Genomic DNA, 21,823 nt, shown 5'->3' on the forward strand with positions numbered 1-21,823 from the left:
CTCGTTCCACAAACCTCTCAATCACTGGTGAAACTCTCTCCTAAATTGTTTATCTCCAATCACTTCCAAAAGAGCAAGTCTCATTCCGCTATTTGTTGATGTAGCAACCGCAACAACCGATCCATAGAACGATAGCCTAATGCCTCGCTCAAGTGATGTTTTTGTATATTCTCAGACTGCTCCAGATCTGCAATAGTGCGTGCCACTCTAATAATTCGATGATAAGCACGAATGGACAAGCCTAAACGAGCAATCGCAAACTCCAAAAACTCGGCATCTTCTTTTTCTAAGCTACAATGCCGCTCTATCTCTTTATTAGTTAACAAGGCGTTAGGCTTACTTATTCGAGCAAGCATGCTTTCTCTCGCAGCGCTGACCCTATTGCGGCAGTCCTTGGTAGACTCTCCTCTATCTCCACCCTCACTCAATGTGCCCAATGGTAATAAAGGGATCTCTACAGACATATCAAAACGATCTAAAAAAGGGCCCGATATACGACCCAAGTACTTCAGTATTGCCTGAGGAGTATGCTGACACTGACTGCCTTGATAAAAACCAGAAGGACTGGGGTTTAAAGCGCCGATAAGCTGAAATCGAGCTGGAAAACTGGTTTTTCCTGATGCACGAGAAATAGCTACCTGCCCCGCCTCTAAAGGCTCACGAAGAGCATCAAGCACTCGCTTTTCAAACTCAACAAGCTCGTCTAAAAAAAGAATACCGTTATGCGCTAGAGAAATCTCGCCTGGCTTAGGGAAGGATCCTCCCCCTACTAACGCCACCATAGAACTAGAGTGATGTGGTGCTCGAAAGGGGCGCTTTCGCCATGTGGCACTGTCTAAGTCTGCCCCCACTAGTGAGGCTATACTTGCTACCTCCAACGCTTCTTGCTTACTCATCGGCGGAATAAGATCAGGAAGGCGCGATGCAAGCATGGTTTTCCCTGTTCCCGGTGGGCCAATAAAAAGGAGGTTATGTTGCCCTGCAGCCGCTATCTCTAAAGCCCTCTTTCCTTGATGCTGCCCTATGATGTCTTGCATATCCATATCGGACAGAGAATTAAAGGTTGTTTTAGGTTCTGGCTCCAACTCCAACTGCTGCTGGGAGGCTAAGTAGGCCGCCACTTGCAATAAACTTCGAGCTGATAGATTGCTGTCTTCATCCACCAAGCGCACTTGCGTCGCATTTTGATAGGGTGTAATTAGGGTTCGACCATCACTATTACTTGCCATTGCTGCAGAGATAACACCTTTGACCAGACAACGCTAATTCACCCAACAGCTCCGTATCTTCCAGCCTGTTTAACGGGATTTGTTCACTCGCTACTAAGATACCTATAGCGATTGGAAGGTCAAATCGACCGCCATCTTTAGGCAAATCTGCTGGCGCTAAATTAACGGTAATTTTACGACTCGGAAATAAAAACTTAGAGTTCAAAATTGCACTTCGCACTCTGTCTTTAGACTCTTTTACACTAGTCTCGGCAAGCCCAACAAGATGAAAGCCTGGCATACCTGGACCAATGTGAACCTCAACAGTTACCGGGGGTGCAGACACACCCAAGCTTGCTCGACTATGTACTATTGCTAGTCCCATATCACACCAAAGTTAACGATCCTTAATAGGGTTTAGACGGTATACATGTTGTGAGTAAGTGAAAAAAGAATGAGTTTTTCCTTGTCAGGTCGCAAGAATTTGTGATACCACTAATGTCATAAGCACTGTGCAACTTTATTTGGGAATTATGCAACCTACTCTTCGACTACTTTCTCTGGTGAACCTGATTGTCGTGGTGATTATTCACACCGCGCGAGGGCGAGTAGGCGCAAATTAGCACAGCAAGATTTACAAGCCCTCGCACTGAAAAGTTCGGGGGCTTTTTTTTAGTTTTAAAGGTCTCATTGAGACAACGATTGGAAAATGGAGCACAAGATGTGCAGTAAGACTGAGAACACAACTAGGCAGCAATTAGCCTTATTACAGGGAGAACGCCAATGACGGGTGCACAATTAGTAGTAGAAGCACTTCGCCAACAAGGAATTAAGACCATATTTGGCTATCCTGGCGGAGCAATCATGCCAATCTACGACGCATTGTACGATGGTGGTGTTGAGCATATCCTCTGCCGACATGAGCAAGGTGCAGCAATGGCGGCTATTGGTATGTCTCGCTCAACACAAGATGTTGCAGTGTGTATGGCGACTTCAGGACCAGGCGCGACGAATCTAGTAACGGGTCTTGCTGATGCCTTCCTTGATTCTGTACCTGTTGTAGCAATCACCGGACAGGTTGCTAGTTCTCATATCGGCACCGATGCGTTCCAAGAAATGGATGTGATCGGTATGTCTCTTTCTTGTACCAAACACAGCTACTTAGTTACTGATATTAACGACCTTGCTCCAACACTGGCTGAAGCCTTTGAAGTAGCAAAAGCAGGACGCCCTGGACCTGTCATCGTTGATATCGCAAAAGACGTTCAGTTAGCACAAGCACCAGATACCGAGTTTCCTACATTCCAACAACCTATGATGCCTGTACCTCAGCCTGAGGACTATCGCTTAGCTCAAGCACTGCTACGTGAGAGTCGTCGCCCTGTGTTGTATGTCGGTGGCGGTGTTCAATTGGCTAAAGCGACAGATACGGTTCGCCAGTTCCTAACTGACAATCCGATGCCATCGGTAAGTACCCTCAAAGGCTTGGGGACAGTCGAGCGCCATAACCCTCACTATTTAGGTATGCTCGGGATGCACGGCACTAAAGCCGCCAACCTTATTGTACAAGAGGCCGATCTATTGATCGTTGTTGGCGCACGCTTTGATGACCGAGTGACGGGTAAATTAGATACCTTCGCCCCGCATGCCAAAATTATCCATCTAGATATCGATAAAGCGGAATTTAACAAACTACGTCATGCACACTCTATTTTACGTGGTGATATGCGTGAAATCTTACCGCAATTACATTTAGAGAATGATATTACACCTTGGGTTCACCATTGTGAGAGCCTGCGTAGCGGCTTTAAATGGCGCTATGACCACCCAGGTGATTTAATCTTTGCTCCACTATTGATGAAGCAACTGTCGGACATGATGCCCGATAGCTCAATGGTATCTACCGATGTTGGCCAGCACCAAATGTGGGCAGCGCAACATATTCAACCTCGTGATCCTCAGAACTTTATCTCTTCAGCAGGTCTAGGCACTATGGGCTTTGGTTTGCCTGCCGCTATGGGAGCTTCCGTAGCAAGACCTGACGACCAGTCTATTCTTATCTCTGGTGATGGCTCGTTCATGATGAATGTACAAGAGCTTGGCACCCTGAAGCGTCGCCAGATCCCGGTAAAGATGGTCTTAATCAATAACCAACGTTTAGGTATGGTTCGCCAATGGCAATCTTTATTCTTTGATGGTCGCCATAGCGAAACCATCCTTGATGATAACCCGGACTTTATTATGCTAGCCAAAGCATTCGATATCCCAGGAAAAACCATCACCAAGAAAGAAGAAGTAGAACCTGCATTGAAAGAAATGCTAGAGAGTAAAACCGCTTATCTACTGCACGTACTTATTGATGAAGAAGAAAACGTATGGCCATTGGTACCACCAGGTGCATCCAATGAAGAAATGCTAGAGAACACCTAATAGAGGCAACCATGGAAAGATACTTACTAGATATTAAAGCGGATGATAAGCCTGTATTACTAGAACGTGTATTACGCGTTGTCCGTCACCGCGGTTTTATCGTTCGCCAGGTTGCGGGCACACAGAATCATCAGAGCAAGATCGCCAGTGTGGAGATCATTGTTGACAGTGAACGTCCCATCACATTTTTGACTAATCAGATTGAAAAACTGTGGGATGTGATTAGCGTAGATGTCACTAAGATCGACAACAACGAACTCCCTAACAACAATTTACAGCACAAAGTGAGCGCATAAGGAAAGCAGCAATGGCTACAAAGACAGCAGATTTTATTTGGTTTAACGGTGAAATGGTTCCGTGGGCAGAAGCCAACGTACACGTGCTCACTCATGCAATGCATTACGGTACTTCAGTATTCGAAGGTGTTCGTTGTTACAACACGCCTAAAGGCCCTATTGTTTTTCGTCACCCAGAACATGCAAAACGCCTTAAGAACTCAGCAAAAATCTACCGCTTCCCAATTCCTTACACGGCTGAAGAAATCATGGAAGCAACCCGCGAAACTATTCGCGTTAATAAATTAGAAAGTGCCTACATTCGCCCATTAGGCTTTGTTGGCAATGTTGGCTTAGGTGTTTGTCCACCGGTCGATTCTGAAATGGAGCTGATCATCGCAGCCTTCCCATGGGGTTCATACTTAGGTGAAGAAGCTCTAGAGAATGGCGTTGACGCTATGATCTCTAGTTGGAATCGTGCAGCACCAAACACTATCCCAACCGCGGCTAAAGCTGGCGGTAACTATCTTTCTTCACTACTTGTTGGTGGTGAAGCTCGTCGTCACGGCTACGATGAAGGTATTGCACTAAGTGTGGATGGTTACCTATCTGAAGGCGCTGGTGAAAACATCTTTGTGGTAAAAGATGGCGCTATCATTACTCCACCAGCAACAGCGGCAATCCTGCCAGGTATCACTCGTGATTCGATCATGGTTCTGGCTCGCGATAAAGGCTATGAAATTGTAGAAGCAAATATCGCTCGCGAAGCCTTATACCTAGCAGATGAGATCTTCATGACCGGTACGGCTGCTGAGATCGTTCCTGTTCGATCTGTTGACCAAATTCAGGTTGGCGAAGGTAAGCGCGGTCCAATCACGAAAGATCTACAAGAGACATACTTTGGCCTATTCAATGGCACAACTGAAGATAAATGGGGCTGGTTAGATTACGTTTACCCAGCTGACGCAGAGAAATAAGGAAGAATTATGCCAATCTATCGCAGCGCAACGACTACTCACGGCCGAAACATGGCTGGCGCACGCGCACTATGGCGCGCAACTGGAGTTAAAGACGAAGATTTCGGTAAGCCGATTATTGCTGTTGTAAACTCATTTACTCAGTTCGTACCAGGGCACGTTCACCTTAAAGACATGGGTCAACTGGTTGCTGGAGAAATCGAAAAAGCAGGTGGTATTGCTAAAGAATTTAATACCATCGCCGTTGATGATGGTATCGCTATGGGTCACGGCGGCATGCTGTACTCTCTACCATCACGCGAGCTCATCGCTGACTCTGTAGAGTACATGGTGAATGCACACTGTGCTGATGCTATGGTTTGTATCTCAAACTGTGACAAAATCACTCCAGGAATGCTAATGGCTTCTATGCGCCTAAACATTCCTGTTATCTTTGTCTCTGGCGGTCCAATGGAAGCAGGTAAAACCAAGCTTTCAGATCAACTCATCAAGCTAGACCTTGTTGATGCCATGATGCAAAGTGCCGATCCAACGGTATCTGACGAGCAAAGTGAGCAAATTGAACGTAGCGCATGCCCTACTTGTGGTTCTTGTTCTGGCATGTTCACTGCAAACTCAATGAACTGCCTAACAGAAGCACTAGGTCTTTCGCAACCAGGTAACGGCTCTATGCTTGCTACCCATGCAGACCGTGAAAACCTGTTCATCAATGCCGGTAAGCGTATCGTAGAACTCACCAAGCGCTACTACGAGCAAGATGATGAGTCAGCATTACCTCGCAATATCGCAAGTAAGAAAGCGTTTGAAAACGCCATCGCTCTAGATATTGCTATGGGTGGCTCAACTAACACTGTTTTACACCTTATCGCAGCAGCACAGGAAGGTGACGTTGACTTTACCTTGGAAGATATCGATGCGATGTCTCGCCGCGTACCAAACCTTTGTAAAGTAGCACCATCAACCCCGCTTTATCATATGGAAGATGTGCACCGTGCCGGTGGCGTAATGGGTATCTTGGGTGAATTGAATCGTTCAGGCCTATTAAACAACGAAGCGCGCACTGTTCTTGACCTTTCAATGAATGAACAGCTTGCTCAATACGACATCATGCAAACGGAATCTGAAGATGTGAAATCTTTCTTCCGTGCAGGTCCTGCCGGTATTCGCACCACAAAAGCTTTCTCACAAGACTGTCGCTGGGAGTCTCTAGATGACGACCGAGAAGCGGGTTGTATCCGTAGCAAAGAAAATGCGTATAGCCAAGATGGCGGTCTAGCCGTTCTTAAGGGCAATATCGCTCTTGATGGTTGTATCGTCAAAACAGCTGGTGTAGATGAGAGCATTCTCAAATTCACAGGTCCAGCCGTTGTGTTCGAGAGCCAAGAAGACGCTGTAGATGGCATCTTAGGTGGCAAAGTAAAATCGGGCGACGTTGTTGTGATTCGCTACGAAGGCCCTAAAGGTGGTCCAGGTATGCAAGAAATGCTGTACCCAACGACTTACCTAAAGTCTATGGGTCTTGGCAAAGAGTGTGCTCTGCTTACCGATGGTCGCTTCTCTGGCGGTACTGCCGGTCTATCTATTGGTCACGCTTCTCCAGAAGCAGCCGCTGGTGGCATTATCGGCCTAGTAAAATCTGGAGACCAAGTCGCTATCGATATCCCTAACCGCACCATCGAACTGCTTGTTTCGGAATCAGAACTGGCTGAACGCCGTCAGGTTCAAGATAAGCTTGGTTGGAAACCAGTATCTCGTGAGCGCTCTGTTTCATTTGCTCTTAAAGCCTACGCAAGTATGGCCACAAGTGCAGACAAAGGCGCAGTAAGAGATAAGTCTAAGTTTGAGGAGTAAGACGATGAGTCTTACTACCCCACTGTCTGGCGCAGATTATCTGCGCCAAGTTCTGCGTGCACCGATCTATGAGGTGGCAACAGTTACTCAGTTGCAAGATATGCCTCGTTTATCGGAGCGATTACACAACGACATTCAGATAAAACGAGAAGATCGACAGCCTGTTCACTCTTTCAAATTGCGTGGCGCCTACAATATGGTCGCTAGCCTAACAGAAGAGCAAAAACAAGCAGGGGTCATTGCAGCATCAGCAGGAAACCATGCTCAAGGTATGGCGTACTCTGGCACCAAGCTTGGCATCAATACCACTATCGTAATGCCAAAAACAACGCCAGATATCAAGGTAGATGCTGTTCGTGCTTTCGGCGGTACTGTTGTACTGCACGGCAGTAACTTTGATGAAGCGAAGGCTGAGGCTGAGCGTTTGTCTGAACTGCATGGCTATACCTTTGTACCTCCATTTGATCACCCGCTAGTGATTGCAGGACAAGGCACTATTGGTATGGAAATGATTCAGCAAAATGGTCACTTGGATTACATTTTTGTCCCTGTCGGTGGCGGCGGTTTAGCGGCGGGTGTATCGGTACTGGTTAAGCAGCTAATGCCTAATATCAAGGTCATTGCAGTTGAACCGGAAGACTCTGCCTGCTTAAAAGCGGCATTAGATGCTGGAAAGCCCGTTACCCTAGATCAAGTTAGCATGTTCGCTGATGGTGTTGCCGTTAAACAGATTGGTAGCGAAACCTTCCGTCTATGTAACGAAAATATCGATGGGCACATTACAGTATCTAGTGATGAAATCTGCGCAGCCGTCAAAGACATCTTCGAGGATACTCGCGCTATTGCTGAGCCTTCAGGTGCGTTAGCACTGGCTGGTTTGAAGAAATTCGCAGAGAAAAATGAGCTTAAAAACAACAAGCTTGCCACGGTGTTGTCTGGTGCAAACACCAACTTCCATGGTTTGCGTTATGTTTCAGAGCGCTGTGAATTGGGTGAAAAACGTGAGGGCCTACTTGCGGTGACTATCCCAGAGCGTCAAGGCGCATTCTTTGAGTTCTGCAACCTGATCGGTGGTCGCGCGGTGACTGAGTTTAACTACCGCTACAACGATGACAAACAAGCGAATATTTTTGTTGGTGTTCGCTTACTTGAAGGGCAAGCTGAACTCGATAGCATCATCGCGGATCTGCAACAGGGTGGATATCCTGTGGTTGATTTGTCCGATGATGAAATGGCGAAGTTGCATGTGCGTTATATGGTCGGTGGTAAACCAAAAACACCATTAAAAGAACGCTTATACAGCTTTGAGTTCCCAGAATACCCTGGTGCCCTAGTTAAGTTCTTAAGTACCCTAGGTACTCATTGGAACATCAGCTTATTCAACTATCGTAATCATGGTGCCGATTACGGTCGCGTACTATGTGGATTTGAGCTGACAGAAGATGATATTGAGCGCTTCTCGAGCCACTTAGAAGAGCTAGGTTATGGATACAAAGATGAGTCGGATAACCCATCCTATCGGTTCTTCCTTAGCTAAATAAAGTAACTCTCTTGCTAAAGCAGCCTACGGGCTGCTTTTTTATTCGCTCTTGATCCAGTCTTGATGCAACTTATTCTCTTCACCTAGATAATTAAGCATCCATTCAATCAGCTTATTGCTACTATCTTTTCTCCACACCATACAGCACTCACTCGGCGGTGCTTGAAAATCAATACTAAGAGTAACGAGCTCCTTGTTACTCACCAGCGCCTTAGCGATATGTTCAGGCATAAACCCAACGCCAACGCCCTCTTTAACGCATCGTATAGCGGTATGCCAGTTAGGCGTAAGAAGTCGCCTTTGATTAGTAAACAGCGTCTGGTGCCGCTTAGGAAGAACTCTAGAGGTATCATCAAGACTAACACTAGGGTAAGCCGCCACATTTTCAACCTTCAGGCTGGATTTCTGCGTCAGTGGATGTAATGGAGAGCATACAAACACCCAATTCATTTTTCCCATATCCTTGATACCGAAATCACCACTTACTGGAATAGCCGAGGTGGCGCCTAACACAATGTCCGCCCTCTCTTGGGCTATGGCTTCCCAAGAACCATTAAACACTTCCATGTTGATCTGCAGCTCAGCAAAATCAAACTGCTTATAGAAATCGTCAATCAAGTGTTGCAGGTTATCCAGTTTCACTATGTTATCAAGAGTGATCTTTAGAGTTTGCTGCCAGCCTTGAGCGGTGCGCTTGGCCTGTGCCTTAGCCTCTTCAATTTGACGCAGCATAGACCGCACTTGTTCAAGGAAGATCTCTCCTGCAGGCGTTAGCTCAACTCTGCGAGGCAAGCGTCGAAATAACAACACATCGAGCTCAAGCTCTATTTGTCTTACCGAGTAACTTACTGCAGATGGCACCTTATGCAAATACTCAGCAGCAGCGGAAAAACTGCCAAGACGAGCGACTACATCTAATAATTCAAAATTCTTCTGAGATAACATAGCTTTCAATTTTTTTGATAGATAACTACATATTTTAGCGCTTAATTTGTTGCTTAAGTCAATTTAGAATGCCCGACAACAAATTAATTCTCTGAAATGGTTTCCGATGTCCGTCAGCAAATTACAAATGGGTTACTTGGCCCTACTCTCTATGCTTGGTTTTATCGCCACCGATATGTACCTGCCAGCATTCCAAACTCTGCAAGCCGATTTTGCCACAGGCCCTGAGCCTATAGCTTTGTCTTTAAGTATCTTTTTGGTTGGGCTTGCGGTTGGCCAATTGGCATGGGGAATTCTTTCTGATCGATTTGGTCTGCGAAGCACCCTTGCGCTAGGTCTAGCGATCTTTACCGTTGCCTCTATCGGTATAAGCTTGAGCTTTACGGTTTCTCAGCTATTGGTATTTAGATTTATCCAAGCGATTGGCGTGTGTGCTCCAACAGTGATTTGGCAAGCCATGGTTATTCAGCGCTATAAAGCCGATGACCGCCAACGAATCTTCGCTTCAATTATGCCTCTTGTCGCTTTATCGCCTGCACTAGCACCTCAACTAGGTGTGTTACTAAACACGACTCTAGGCTGGGAAAGTATCTTCGTTGTGTTAGCAATGATTGGTGCAATATTGCTGGTTGTCACCGCTAAACAGCCAAAAGAAGCCAAGCCAGTTAAAAGTGTTTCTCTTAAATCTGATCTGCGTTCTCTTATCAAGAATCGCACCTTTATCGGCAATGTCGTCATATTCTCAATGACCTCTGCTGTATTCTTTGCCTATTTAACCGGTATGCCAGAGATCATGTCTCAACTGGGTTACTCAGCAAAAGACATAGGCATGAGCTTTATTCCACAAACGATCGCCTTTATGGTCGGTGGCTATGCCGGTAAGAAATCTGTAGAGCGCTATGGTGATGGCAAAGTATTGCCAATACTTCTAATGCTATTTACGTTAGCCGTTATCGCAGTATTCATTGCTAGTCAAAGCACACTAACTTCTATCTGGCCGATTCTTTTACCATTTTGCTTTGTGGCAGTGGCGAATGGTGCGCTTTATCCTATCGTGGTTAACCGTGCTCTATCGAGTGCACAAAATAGCCCTGCAACTGCTGCTGGATTGCAAAATAGTATTCAGATCTGTGTCAGTAGCATGGCAAGTATGCTGGTAGCGTTCTTTGCTCAACAAGCACTTGTTGCGACGGGTTGGACTATGATCATTTGTCTCGTAGGTCTGGTTGGTGGTGTTCTGTTAACTCGTCAAAAAGCTGATTTAATTCAAGCGACAGCTCAGTAAGATCAAAAAAGGGAGCGATTATTCGCTCCCTTCTCTTATTTAAATTGCCCACTACAGACTGGTCAAGCCCCACTTCTTAGCGGTTTTGTCAAAAAATCCTTGGGTAGTTTTCAACTCAACCCAATGGTTAACATAGTTAATCCATACTTGGTCGTTTTGTGGCAAAAGCATCGAGATCGGAGTTGGGTTCTTTGGTTCAGCAACCGGAACCACTGCCAATTGTTTAAACTTCTCCACCAGCGTGGCAGCCTCGACATTTGAGGTCACTGATACATTTGCTCTTCGTGCGAGTATTTCTTGAAAATCACGAGCTGGCGCTTCAATAACGATGTGTTGTGCTTCAGGGAAGAACTCTTTTACCATCTTCTCTTGTACCGTACCTAAGGTTGCTGCAACCTTAATATCAGCCTTATTGAAATCGGCCCAATCAGAATACTTTTCTAGGTCTTTCTTCGGGACTACTGGTACAAATGCTAGGTAGAAATATGGCTGGCTATAACCTGCCACTTTAGCACGAGACATATTTAACGATGCACTACCGGTGATGTCGTACTTTTTGGCTGTTATACCATTGACCAGTGTTTTCCAGTCAGCCGCTACATACTCAACCTTCACACCCAGATCTTTAGCGAGTTCCGTCGTCACATCAATATCAAAACCACGGTAACTGTTGTCCGCTGGATTTTTCATTGTCATTGGATTCCAATCCCCAGTTGTACCGACCCTCAATACACCCTTGTTTAAGATTTCTTGCAATCGACTGGTTTCGGCCATTGCTGGTGACAGTGACAAAATAGAAAGGCCCAATGCCAAAAGTAACTTCTTCATCATAAATCCCTTTAAAAGCAGTAACGTTTGTTTGATGTTATTGTTACCATAACAGGTTATAAGTGTTTGTGTGCTTAAGGATGGGCATATTTTGAAATTTAATACTCTGACTGTGATGCTCTGTTGTGTGATGCTCACAGGTTGTTCAGATTATGAGTGGGGATGGTATGTACTTGACCCCTCTACCAAACAAGGAATGACAAACCTCAAGTTTCTGACTGATGGCTTTAGTGCCACTATCAGTATCTCTCTAATCAGTATGTTTTTCGCCATGTTGATTGGCTTTGTTGTGGCGATGCCAGCGCTATCTAAAAGCCCCTATGTGAGAGGCATTAATCGAGTATACGTAGAGTCGATACGCTCTATTCCGGTATTAGTGCTACTGCTGTGGGTTTACTATGGCCTTCCTACTCTGATGGATATCTCTCTTAATCACTATTGGGCTGGTGTTATTGCACTATCGATAGCGGAGAGTGCGTTTATGGCAGAGGTCTTTAGAGGCGGAATTCAAGCCATTCAACGTGGTCAACATGAAGCGGCTCACGCTCTGGGTCTTAGCTATTGGAAGACTATGCGGTTGGTTATCTTTCCTCAAGCATTTCGTCAAATTCTGCCACCACTGGGCAATCAGTTTGTTTACATACTTAAGATGTCATCACTGGTGAGTGTTATTGGTTTGAGTGACCTTACCAGGCGAGCCAACGAGCTGGTGGTTAATGAGTACTTACCTTTGGAGATCTATACTTTCCTAGTATTAGAGTATTTGATCTTGATTCTGGCAGTCTCACAAGGTGTCCGCTGGCTAGAAAAGCGCTACGCTATTCCTAGTCACTAACAGTCATCAATGTCCCTAAAAACAATAAACCCCACTATAAGCGGGGTTTTCTTTATTCAACAAAAAGAAACAAGCGTGTTATTTCTTCTTAGTTGGACGCTGCCAGTTGGCAATGCGGCGCTCTTTAGCACGAGAAATAATAAGCTCATTCTCACCCACATCTTTAGTGACTGTCGAGCCTGCACCTACGGTTGCACCGTCAGCAATAGTGACCGGAGCAATCAATTGGCTGTCTGAGCCAACAAATACGTCATCACCAATAATGGTTTTGAATTTGTTTGCACCATCATAGTTACAGGTAATTGTACCCGCGCCAATGTTGGTGCGCTGGCCAATCTCTGCATCACCTAAGTAAGTCAGGTGGTTAGCCTTAGAACCTTCACCAATACGTGCATTTTTCACTTCTACGAAGTTGCCTACGTGCGAGTCATTGCGCATCTCAGCACCTGGACGAAGACGTGTGAATGGACCAACAGTACAGTCTTCACCTACCGTTGCACCTTCAATTACAGAATAAGGACGAATTAGAGAGTTATCGTCGATTTCACAGTCTTTCAGTACACAACCCGCACCAATCACAACATTATCGCCAATGGTCACACTGCCTTCGATAATTACATTGGCATCGATCTCTACATCCATGCCACATTGCAGCGTACCGCGTAAATCAAAACGACTAGGATCACGAAGCATAACGCCTTGCTCTAACAATTTGTCCGCTTGCATCTGTTGAAATGCGCGCTCAAGACGTGCTAGTTGACGACGATCATTAACACCCTCAACCTCAATGGCACTCGCAGGATGAACCGCTTGAATCTGTTTACCATCATTGTGCGCAGCCGCAATGATGTCCGTTAGATAGTATTCACCCTGAGCATTATCGTTACTTAGATTCGACAACCAACGTTTCAGATCTTTGCCATCTGCCACTAGAACACCCGTGTTAATCTCACAAATGGCTTTCTGATCTTCTGTTGCATCTTTTTGTTCAACGATAGCAACCACAGAGCCATTCTCACGAACGATACGACCATAACCCATAGGATTATCTAGAACCACGGTTAACAGCCCTACACCACCTTCTGGTTGTCCATCAAGGAGTGCTTCTACAGTTTCACTAGTAATAAGGGGAACATCGCCATACAACACCATGACTTTCTCATCATCAGAAAAATGTGGTGATGCTTGATCAACGGCGTGACCTGTACCCAGTTGCTCTCTTTGCTCAACCCAATTTACCGGTTCGCTAGCAAGAGTTGCCTTCATCTGGTCACTGCCGTGACCAAACACCAAATGAATATTGTTTGCGCCTAAACCAATACATGTGTCGATAACATGCTTAGCCATTGGTTTACCTGCCAGTGTATGCAGCACTTTTGGCTTCTTTGAGTACATGCGAGTACCTTTACCCGCAGCCAGAATGACGGCACTGAAATTGTTCATCACTTATTCCTTGAAACTGATCGTGAATTTTTTTGGTTTTATCCATTATTATTTAAATAAGTGACCTCTGGATGACACGCGCTTTTCACGCAACATCCAGAAGTCACTTAGCTATATATTAACCGATGATTTTTATTTAAGCACTTAAACAAAAAGGTGACCCTAGGGCCACCTTTGTCTTTACGCTATGGCTAATGTTATTAGCGACGCTTTCTAGTAAGTTCTGCAACTCGTACTTGAGCAATCGCTTTAGCCAATTCACTGGCTGCCTGAGCAAAGTCCATGTCGCCGTGCTGATTATGAATACTCTCTTCAGCTTTGCGTTTGGCTTCTTCTGCTTTGGAAGCATCGATATCTTCACCACGGATTGCTGTATCAGCCAGTACAGTAGCTGTACCAGGCTGAACTTCAACGATACCACCAGAGACATAAATGAACTCTTCGTGACCGTGTTGCTTAACGATGCGAACCATACCAGGAGTAATAGCGGTCAACAGCGGGGTGTGGCCATGGAAAATACCAAGCTCACCTTCGCTACCGGACACCTGGAACGTTTCTACGCGCCCAGAAAAGAGTTTTTTCTCTGCGCTTACCACGTCAAGGTGAAAGGTTATTGCTGCCATATTGCCTCCTAATCAGACTTATAGCTTCTTAGCGTTCTCTAGAGCTTGATCAATGCTACCGCAGTACATGAATGCTTGCTCTGGAATGTCATCGTAGTCACCAGCTAGTAGGCCTTTAAATCCACGTAGTGTCTCTTTAAGAGGTACGTAAACGCCTGGGTCACCAGTAAATACTTCCGCTACGTGGTAAGGCTGAGTAAGGAACTTCTCAATCTTACGTGCACGAGATACCACTTGCTTATCTTCTTCAGAAAGCTCATCCATACCTAGGATTGCGATGATATCTTTTAGCTCTTTATAGCGCTGTAGCGTAGTTTGAACGCCTGAAGCCACGTCGTAGTGCTCTTGACCAACAACCAATGGATCAAGCATACGAGATGTTGAATCCAGTGGGTCAATCGCAGGGTATAGACCCATAGCTGCGATGTTACGGCTAAGTACAACCGTTGCATCCAAGTGAGCAAACGTTGTTGCCGGAGATGGATCCGTCAAGTCATCTGCAGGTACGTATACCGCCTGTACAGATGTGATAGAACCCGTCTTCGTTGACGTGATACGCTCCTGTAGTACACCCATCTCTTCTGCAAGAGTTGGCTGGTAACCTACCGCAGATGGCATACGACCTAGAAGTGCCGATACCTCAGTACCCGCAAGGGTATAACGGTAGATGTTATCTACGAAGAATAGTACGTCACGGCCTTCATCACGGAAACGCTCCGCCATAGTTAGACCTGTCAGTGCAACGCGCAGACGGTTACCCGGTGGCTCGTTCATCTGACCGTAAACCATTGCTACTTTAGATTCTTCAGGTTTTTCGATGTTTACAACACCAGCTTCCTGCATTTCGTAGTAGAAGTCGTTACCCTCACGAGTACGCTCACCTACACCCGCAAATACAGATAGGCCTGAGTGCTGAAGTGCGATGTTGTTGATAAGTTCCATCATGTTAACGGTCTTACCTACACCTGCACCACCGAATAGACCGATTTTACCACCCTTAGCGAATGGGCAAACCAAGTCGATTACTTTTACACCTGTCTCTAGAAGTTCTGTCGCGTTCGACTGATCTTCATAGCTAGGTGCTGGTCGGTGAATTTCGTAATGCTCTTCAGCACCGATCTCACCACATTCATCAATCGCGTCACCAAGAACGTTCATGATACGACCAAGAGTTTTAGTACCTACTGGAACTGTAATTGGAGCACCAGAATTTGTAACATCTAGTCCACGACGTAAACCGTCTGAGCTACCCATTACGATAGTACGAACTACGCCACCGCCTAACTGTTGTTGAACTTCAAGAACTAGACGTTCTGGAGCGTCAACTACGTTTAGTGCGTCGTATACACGTGGTACTTCGCCTTGTGGGAACTCTACGTCGACTACTGCACCGATGATCTCTACGATCTTACCTGTAGCCATTGTTAATCCTCTAAACTAATTCGTTGTCCTAAAACTAAACCGCAGCGGCACCAGAACAAATTTCTGATAGCTCCTGGGTAATCGCAGCCTGACGAGCTTTGTTATAAACAAGCTCTAGATCTTCAATCAGGTTAGTTGCGTTATCCGTTGCTGCTTGCATCGCAATCATTCGAGCGGCCTGTTCACAAGCTAGGTTCTCAACCACGCCTTGGTACACGCTTGATTCGATATAACGAATCAGAAGTGCATCAAGCAGAGGTTTTGGCTCTGGCTCGTAAATGTAGTCCCACTGATGCTCGCGTTGCATCTCTTCGCTGTCTGATTTAGGTAAAGGCAGTAATTGATCGATCGTTGGTTCTTGAACCATAGTGTTTACAAACTTGTTGAACACTATGAAAAGGCGATCCAACTCACCTTCATCATATTTCTTCAGCATTACGCCAACAGAACCGATCAAGTCTTCAAGGCTTGGCTCATCGCCTAGACCAGAAACTTGAGCAGACACTTTAGCGCCACTGTTATTAAAGAATGCTGTTGCCTTAGTACCGATAACGGCAAGGTCAACTTCAGCACCACTTTCCTTCCAAGTTTGCATGTCTAAAATAGCTTTCTTGAACAAGTTAATGTTCAAGCCGCCACACAAACCACGGTCGGTAGAAACTATGATGTAACCAACACGCTTGGCTTCGCGTTCCTCTAGGTACGGATGTTTGTACTCTAGGCTACCGCTAGCCAAATGACCGATCACCTTACGCATTGTTTCTGCATATGGTCGGGACGCTCCCATCGCATCTTGCGAGCGACGCATTTTTGAAGCGGCCACCATTTGCATAGCTTTCGTAATCTTCTGTGTGCTTTTAACACTACCGATTTTATTACGTATTTCTTTTGCGCCGGCCATCGTTACTCTCCGTTAGTAGGTGACTCTTTCAAGTCACCAACCAATTACCAGGTTTGGGTTGCTTTAAAGTCAGTTACGATCTTTTGAAGCTGAGCTTCAATCTCGTCACTGTAAGCACCCGTTTGGTTGATCTCTTCCGCTAGATCAGCGTACTGACCATGAGCGTACGACAGTAGAGCAGCTTCAAAATCTAGAACTTTATTAAGTTCTACATCGTTTAAGAAACCACGCTCAGCAGCAAAGACAACTAGCGCTTGGTCGAAAACTGACATAGGAGCATATTGCTTCTGTTTCATCAGTTCTGTCACTTTTGCACCGTGATCAAGTTGCTTCTTAGTCGTTTCATCAAGGTCTGAAGAGAACTGAGCAAATGCAGCTAGTTCACGGTATTGAGCTAGTGCTGTACGAATACCACCAGACAATTTCTTGATGATCTTAGTCTGCGCTGAACCACCTACACGAGATACCGAGATACCTGGGTCAACAGCTGGGCGTACGCCTGCGTTGAATAGTTCAGTTTGAAGGAAGATCTGGCCATCAGTAATCGAGATTACGTTTGTAGGTACAAATGCTGATACGTCACCTGCTTGGGTTTCGATAATAGGAAGAGCTGTCAAAGAACCAGTCTTACCTTTTACTTCACCCTTGGTGAAACGCTCTACATACTCTTCGTTCACACGAGCAGCACGCTCTAGTAGACGAGAGTGAAGGTAGAATACGTCACCTGGGAATGCTTCACGACCCGGTGGACGTTTCAGTAGTAGAGAGATTTGACGGTACGCTACCGCTTGCTTAGACAGATCATCATAGATGATTAGTGCGTCTTCGCCGCGATCGCGGAAGTATTCACCCATTGCACAACCAGCGTAAGGCGCTAGGTATTGCAGTGCAGCAGACTCAGATGCAGAAGCAACAACAACAATAGTGTTTGCTAGTGCACCAGATTCTTCAAGCTTACGAACCACGTTAGCGATGGTTGAAGCTTTCTGACCGATTGCTACATAAATGGAGAAAATACCAGAATCTTTCTGGTTAATGATGGCATCAATTGCCATCGCTGTTTTACCAGTCTGACGGTCACCGATGATAAGTTCACGCTGACCACGACCGATAGGGATCATTGAGTCAACTGACTTATAACCCGTTTGTACAGGTTGGTCTACCGACTTACGGTCGATAACGCCAGGAGCGATTACTTCTACAGGAGAAGTCAGTTTCGCTTCGATCGGACCTTTACCATCAATAGGCTCACCAAGCGTGTTTACAACACGACCTAGTAGTTCTGGGCCTACTGGTACTTCAAGGATACGACCAGTACCTGTTACTTTCATGCCTTCCTGTAGGTCAGCATATGGGCCCATTACTACCGCACCAACCGAGTCACGCTCGAGGTTAAGTGCTAGCGCGTAACGGCCACCCGGTAATTCAATCATTTCGCCTTGCATAACTTCTGCAAGGCCGTGGATACGAATGATGCCATCGCTTACCGAAACGATAGTACCTTCGTTGCGAGCTTCATTTACAACGTTGAAAGATTCAATACGTTGTTTAATTAGATCGCTAATTTCCGTGGAATTAAGTTGCATGCTCCAATCCCCATTAAGACTGCAATGCATCGCTCAGGCGGTTCAAACGACCTCGCGCTGAGTTATCAATGACTAGGTCTCCGGCTCGAATAATAACCCCACCAAGTAGGGTCTCATCTATACTGCAATTCAGCTTCACTTTGCGGTCAAAGCGTTGCTCTAACTTGCTTATCATGTCGTCTTGCTGTTGCTTCGACAGGTCTGAAGCAGAAATAACGTCTACTTCGATAAACTTGTCGTGCTCTCTTCGAAGAGCTAAAAACTCAGCAAGAACATCAGGTAAAGCCTTCAATCGACCATTCCCTGCCATCACCTTAATCAGGTTTTGGCCATGTTCATCAAGTTGTTCGCCACAAATCGTAATGAAAAGTTCAGATAGTTTGTTGGCTGTTAATGAACCATCTAATAAATCTGAAATTTCATGGTGCTTTGTCACTTCAGCGGCAAAAGCCAACATTTGACCCCATTGGTCTAACGCGTCTTTGTCCACCGCAAATTCGAATGCTGCTTTAGCATAGGGGCGTGCGATTGTTACCAAATCAGACATAAGCGCCCCTTCTGTTAAAGTTTTGCAGTAATGTTTTCAAGAATATCTTTTTGCGCTTCTTTATCGATTGAGCGCTCCAAAATCTTCTCGGCACCAGCAATAGCCAGAGTAGCAACTTGTTTGCGCAGTTCATCGCGAGCGCGGCTACGGTCTGCTTCAACTTCTGCTTCAGCTTGCGTTAAGATTTTTTGGCGTTCCGCCTGTGCATCTTCACGTGCTTCATCAATAATTTGAGCTTTACGTTTGTTCGCTGAATCGATGATCTCAGTTGCTGTGCGCTTCGCTTCTTTCAATTGCTCAGAAGCGTTGGCTTGTGCTAGGTTCAAATTTTTCTCTGCGCGTTCAGCAGCAGAGAGACCGTCAGCAATTTTTTTCTGACGTTCTTCAATCGCTTCAATGATTGGTGGCCATACATACTTCATGCAGAACCAGACAAACATTGCAAACGAGATAGCTTGACCTAGCATTGTTGCGTTCATTTCCACAACAGCTACTCCTATATGTTGACTAACAATTAATTTGTGACAAACGAATTTGTCTCAAATTATGGATTAACCAGCTAGTTGACCAACAAATGGGTTAGCGAACGTGAATAGTAGTGCGATTACAATACCAATCATTGGGATCGCATCTAGAAGACCCGCGATGATGAACATCTTAACTTGAAGCATTGGTGCCATTTCTGGTTGACGAGCAGCACCTTCTAGGAATTTACCACCTAGAATTGCGAAGCCAATAGCAGTACCCACTGAACACAGACCAACGATGATCGCTACAGCAACAGCAGAAAAACTTAGAACAGTTTCCATTTAAAATTCTCCAATATTAATTTTAGAGTTTACGTTTATAAAATTAGTGATCACTATCTTCATGAGCCATTGATAGATATACGATGGTCAACATCATAAATACAAAGGCTTGGATCAAAATAACCAAAATATGGAAGATAGCCCAAGGTAGAGAACCTACCCATTGTAAGTACCAAGGGAGCATTGCAGCACAAAGAATGAATACAACCTCACCAGCAAACATATTACCGAACAGACGCATACCTAGAGAAATTGGTTTCGCTAGTAGCGATACAACTTCCAAAAGCAAGTTGAACGGAATCATAATTGGATGGTTAAAAGGATGCAGAGCTAATTCTTTAGCAAAGCCACCGACGCCTTTTACTTTAATGCTGTAGTAAATCATCAAAGCAAATACGCCAAGTGCCATAGCCATAGTAACACTCACGTCAGCTGTAGGAACCACCTTAAGATAAGGGATACCCATTAACTGAGCTGGATAAGGTAAGAAATCGATAGGCACAAGGTCCATCAAGTTCATTAAAATAATCCACACGAATATTGTTAAGGCCAATGGTGCAATCAACGGGTTGCGTCCATGGAAAGTGTCTTTTACGTTCTCACCAACGAATTCCACTACCATTTCAACAGCACATTGTAATCGGCTTGGTACACCAGTTGTTGCTTTCTTTGCTACTGAGCGAAATACCCAAAGGAATAACACACCAGTTAACACAGAAAATAACAGGCTATCGATATGCACATTCCAGAAACTGCCTTCAGCAACAATACCTAACTTAGCTAAAGAAAGATTTTGTAAGTGATGGTCAATATAACTAGAAGATGTCAACGCTTCACCAGGCGTAGCCATAACTTTTCCTATTTTCTTTTGTTAATAAAAAACACTGGCGCAAACATATTAATAAGTAAGACCAGCAAATAGGTTAGCTTGAGTGGAACAAGTTCCAACTCCATATACACGTAGGCAACGGAAAACAAAACTATAGTCAGGAGTATCTTAAGCGCTTCACCTGTATAGAACGAAAAGGTAACGATTTTTGTCGCCCTTGCGCCCGCATACAGAAACGCGAATAAAGAAAACACTGCATTCGCAATGACAAAAATGCCACCACCAATCAGTGCCGATAGCCCCCAACTAGGATTTACAGTAATGCTGACCCCAGTTGCCACTAACATAACCACGCTAAACTCAATCAGCAGCAATCGCTTTGCAAGCTCTCGCCCAGGTTTAGTAAGCGCAGTTACCATGTATTCTTTCCTCGAAAAACAACTTTCGCTTTTATCAAAATCAAGCGAAAATTCCGAATTTTGTATCCAACGTCACGCATTATGCGCAAATATTCAGGAAAAAGACAAGTGATTGTGAGCCTATTCGCACGGATATTGAACAAAATCAATTATCCCACGATGCGCTCTAGCTTGGCGATTAACTGCTCTAATTTGTGAGGTTCATCAACACTAATCGTCAATTTAGCCTTGCCATTTTTGCCCCGGATCAAAGAAACGTCATTTCCTAATTTTTCTGACAATTTTTCTGACCATAAAATAGCGTCCTGATCGATGCTTTTTTCATCAACTTTAACCGGTGGTTGAAGGGATTTTTTTACTAATTGCTCTGTTTGGCGAACCGTAAGTTGCTTTTTTACTGCATGCAGTGCTAGTTCAACTTGTTGCTCACCATCAACAGCGAGTAACGCTCTAGCATGCCCCATATCGAGTTGGCTATTTGAAACTAAGCTCTTTACTTCATTTTCTAGTTGATTAAGGCGTAATAGGTTACTTACAGCGGCTCTAGATTTACCGATAACATCAGCAATTTGTTGATGCGAAAGCTCAAATTTTGTACGTAGACTTTCCAAAGCATGAGCTTCTTCAACCGCATTGAGATTTTCGCGCTGAATGTTCTCAATAAGGGCCATAGCGATAGCTGCCTTGTCTTGTACTCGCTTAACTACGCAAGGCACTTGAGTCAGTCCAGCAAGCTTAGCTGCACGCCAACGGCGCTCACCAGCGATAATTTCATATTTGTCAGTATCTACTTGGCGCACAACAATAGGCTGAATTATGCCTTGAGAGCGAATAGAAGCACTCAACTCAACTAGCGCTTCCTCATCCATCTCCGTTCTAGGCTGATAGACGCCCGGCTGCAAGCGCTCAACAGCGATATCTTGCATGTCACCGCTGTTAGAATGAGAAACGGATTGCTGCGCTGCCGATGGCGTGTTTTTTTCCCTTGCTATTGCACTGGTAGATAGCAGTGCATCTAATCCTTTACCTAAGCCACGCTTGGACATTGACATTTTTCCTTAGAAATATTT

At 45.1% G+C, this 21,823-nt stretch carries 20 protein-coding genes and 1 pseudogene; 7 read left to right on the top strand and 14 right to left on the bottom strand.

Annotation, left to right across the window (positions count from 1 at the left end; genetic code table 11):
* Positions 1–80 precede the first annotated feature (80 nt).
* Positions 81–1,593 (bottom strand): annotated as a pseudogene (locus tag OCU48_RS13085) (YifB family Mg chelatase-like AAA ATPase).
* Between the two features lie 398 nt (positions 1,594–1,991).
* On the opposite strand from OCU48_RS13085, the gene ilvG reads away from it, so the two are divergent.
* From ilvG to ilvA, 5 genes are read left to right on the top strand one after another with little or no spacing between them, the layout of a single operon-like run.
* On the top strand, positions 1,992–3,638 hold the full coding sequence (gene ilvG, locus OCU48_RS13090; RefSeq protein ID WP_141346986.1) for an acetolactate synthase 2 catalytic subunit: 1,647 nt from the start codon (positions 1,992–1,994) through the stop codon (positions 3,636–3,638).
* Between the two features lie 11 nt (positions 3,639–3,649).
* Positions 3,650–3,934, top strand: coding sequence for an acetolactate synthase 2 small subunit (gene ilvM, locus OCU48_RS13095; RefSeq protein ID WP_141273313.1), 285 nt, complete (start codon positions 3,650–3,652; stop codon positions 3,932–3,934).
* Between the two features lie 11 nt (positions 3,935–3,945).
* Positions 3,946–4,890, top strand: coding sequence for a branched-chain-amino-acid transaminase (gene ilvE, locus OCU48_RS13100; protein ID WP_141346987.1), 945 nt, complete (start codon positions 3,946–3,948; stop codon positions 4,888–4,890).
* Positions 4,891–4,899: 9 nt separating this feature from the next.
* Positions 4,900–6,741, top strand: a complete 1,842-nt coding sequence (ilvD, locus tag OCU48_RS13105; protein WP_141346988.1) for a dihydroxy-acid dehydratase — start codon at positions 4,900–4,902, stop codon at positions 6,739–6,741.
* A gap of 4 nt (positions 6,742–6,745) precedes the next feature.
* Positions 6,746–8,278: a threonine ammonia-lyase, biosynthetic gene (gene ilvA / locus OCU48_RS13110; protein WP_141346989.1), complete on the top strand. Its 1,533-nt coding sequence runs from the start codon at positions 6,746–6,748 to the stop codon at positions 8,276–8,278.
* A gap of 42 nt (positions 8,279–8,320) precedes the next feature.
* Here ilvA and punR read toward each other — a convergent pair whose 3' ends face one another.
* Complete coding sequence (gene punR / locus OCU48_RS13115; protein WP_141346990.1) at positions 8,321–9,226, bottom strand: DNA-binding transcriptional activator PunR; 906 nt, start codon at positions 9,224–9,226, stop codon at positions 8,321–8,323.
* A 106-nt stretch (positions 9,227–9,332) separates the two neighbouring features.
* Here punR and punC point away from each other — a divergent pair, with 106 nt between their 5' ends.
* A complete protein-coding gene (gene punC, locus OCU48_RS13120; protein ID WP_141346991.1) occupies positions 9,333–10,511 on the top strand; it encodes a purine nucleoside transporter PunC in 1,179 nt (392 codons plus the stop codon).
* Positions 10,512–10,562: 51 nt separating this feature from the next.
* Here punC and OCU48_RS13125 read toward each other — a convergent pair whose 3' ends face one another.
* Positions 10,563–11,339 (bottom strand): transporter substrate-binding domain-containing protein, encoded by a 777-nt coding sequence (locus tag OCU48_RS13125; protein WP_141346992.1) that lies wholly within the window; start codon positions 11,337–11,339, stop codon positions 10,563–10,565.
* 115 nt (positions 11,340–11,454) lie between these two features.
* Between OCU48_RS13125 and OCU48_RS13130 the strand changes: the two genes are divergently transcribed.
* Positions 11,455–12,174 (top strand): amino acid ABC transporter permease, encoded by a 720-nt coding sequence (locus OCU48_RS13130; protein WP_208727218.1) that lies wholly within the window; start codon positions 11,455–11,457, stop codon positions 12,172–12,174.
* A 78-nt stretch (positions 12,175–12,252) separates the two neighbouring features.
* Here OCU48_RS13130 and glmU read toward each other — a convergent pair whose 3' ends face one another.
* The 11 genes from glmU to OCU48_RS13185 all read right to left on the bottom strand — a co-directional run bounded on the left by glmU (position 12,253) and on the right by OCU48_RS13185 (position 21,799).
* Complete coding sequence (gene glmU / locus OCU48_RS13135; protein ID WP_141346994.1) at positions 12,253–13,617, bottom strand: bifunctional UDP-N-acetylglucosamine diphosphorylase/glucosamine-1-phosphate N-acetyltransferase GlmU; 1,365 nt, start codon at positions 13,615–13,617, stop codon at positions 12,253–12,255.
* Between the two features lie 200 nt (positions 13,618–13,817).
* Entirely contained in the window at positions 13,818–14,240 is a 423-nt protein-coding gene (locus OCU48_RS13140; protein WP_141273330.1) for a F0F1 ATP synthase subunit epsilon, read from the bottom strand.
* Between the two features lie 18 nt (positions 14,241–14,258).
* Complete coding sequence (gene atpD, locus OCU48_RS13145) at positions 14,259–15,662, bottom strand: F0F1 ATP synthase subunit beta (protein ID WP_141346995.1); 1,404 nt, start codon at positions 15,660–15,662, stop codon at positions 14,259–14,261.
* A 34-nt stretch (positions 15,663–15,696) separates the two neighbouring features.
* Entirely contained in the window at positions 15,697–16,563 is an 867-nt protein-coding gene (gene atpG, locus OCU48_RS13150; protein ID WP_141346996.1) for a F0F1 ATP synthase subunit gamma, read from the bottom strand.
* 44 nt (positions 16,564–16,607) lie between these two features.
* On the bottom strand, positions 16,608–18,149 hold the full coding sequence (gene atpA / locus OCU48_RS13155) for a F0F1 ATP synthase subunit alpha (protein WP_141346997.1): 1,542 nt from the start codon (positions 18,147–18,149) through the stop codon (positions 16,608–16,610).
* 13 nt (positions 18,150–18,162) lie between these two features.
* Complete coding sequence (atpH, locus tag OCU48_RS13160) at positions 18,163–18,696, bottom strand: F0F1 ATP synthase subunit delta (protein ID WP_141346998.1); 534 nt, start codon at positions 18,694–18,696, stop codon at positions 18,163–18,165.
* Between the two features lie 14 nt (positions 18,697–18,710).
* The gene (gene atpF, locus OCU48_RS13165; protein WP_141346999.1) at positions 18,711–19,181 is read right to left on the bottom strand and encodes a F0F1 ATP synthase subunit B; all 471 of its coding nucleotides are present in this window, start codon (positions 19,179–19,181) and stop codon (positions 18,711–18,713) included.
* Between the two features lie 66 nt (positions 19,182–19,247).
* On the bottom strand, positions 19,248–19,505 hold the full coding sequence (gene atpE / locus OCU48_RS13170; protein ID WP_017029793.1) for a F0F1 ATP synthase subunit C: 258 nt from the start codon (positions 19,503–19,505) through the stop codon (positions 19,248–19,250).
* A gap of 43 nt (positions 19,506–19,548) precedes the next feature.
* Positions 19,549–20,355, bottom strand: coding sequence for a F0F1 ATP synthase subunit A (atpB, locus tag OCU48_RS13175; protein WP_141347000.1), 807 nt, complete (start codon positions 20,353–20,355; stop codon positions 19,549–19,551).
* A gap of 8 nt (positions 20,356–20,363) precedes the next feature.
* The gene (locus OCU48_RS13180; protein WP_141347001.1) at positions 20,364–20,753 is read right to left on the bottom strand and encodes a F0F1 ATP synthase subunit I; all 390 of its coding nucleotides are present in this window, start codon (positions 20,751–20,753) and stop codon (positions 20,364–20,366) included.
* Positions 20,754–20,902: 149 nt separating this feature from the next.
* Positions 20,903–21,799, bottom strand: coding sequence for a ParB/RepB/Spo0J family partition protein (locus tag OCU48_RS13185; RefSeq protein ID WP_141347002.1), 897 nt, complete (start codon positions 21,797–21,799; stop codon positions 20,903–20,905).
* Positions 21,800–21,823: the final 24 nt, after the last annotated feature.

Origin of the sequence: Vibrio inusitatus (assembly GCA_024346935.1) — a bacterium.
GTDB classification, from domain to species: Bacteria; Pseudomonadota; Gammaproteobacteria; order Enterobacterales; family Vibrionaceae; genus Vibrio; species Vibrio inusitatus.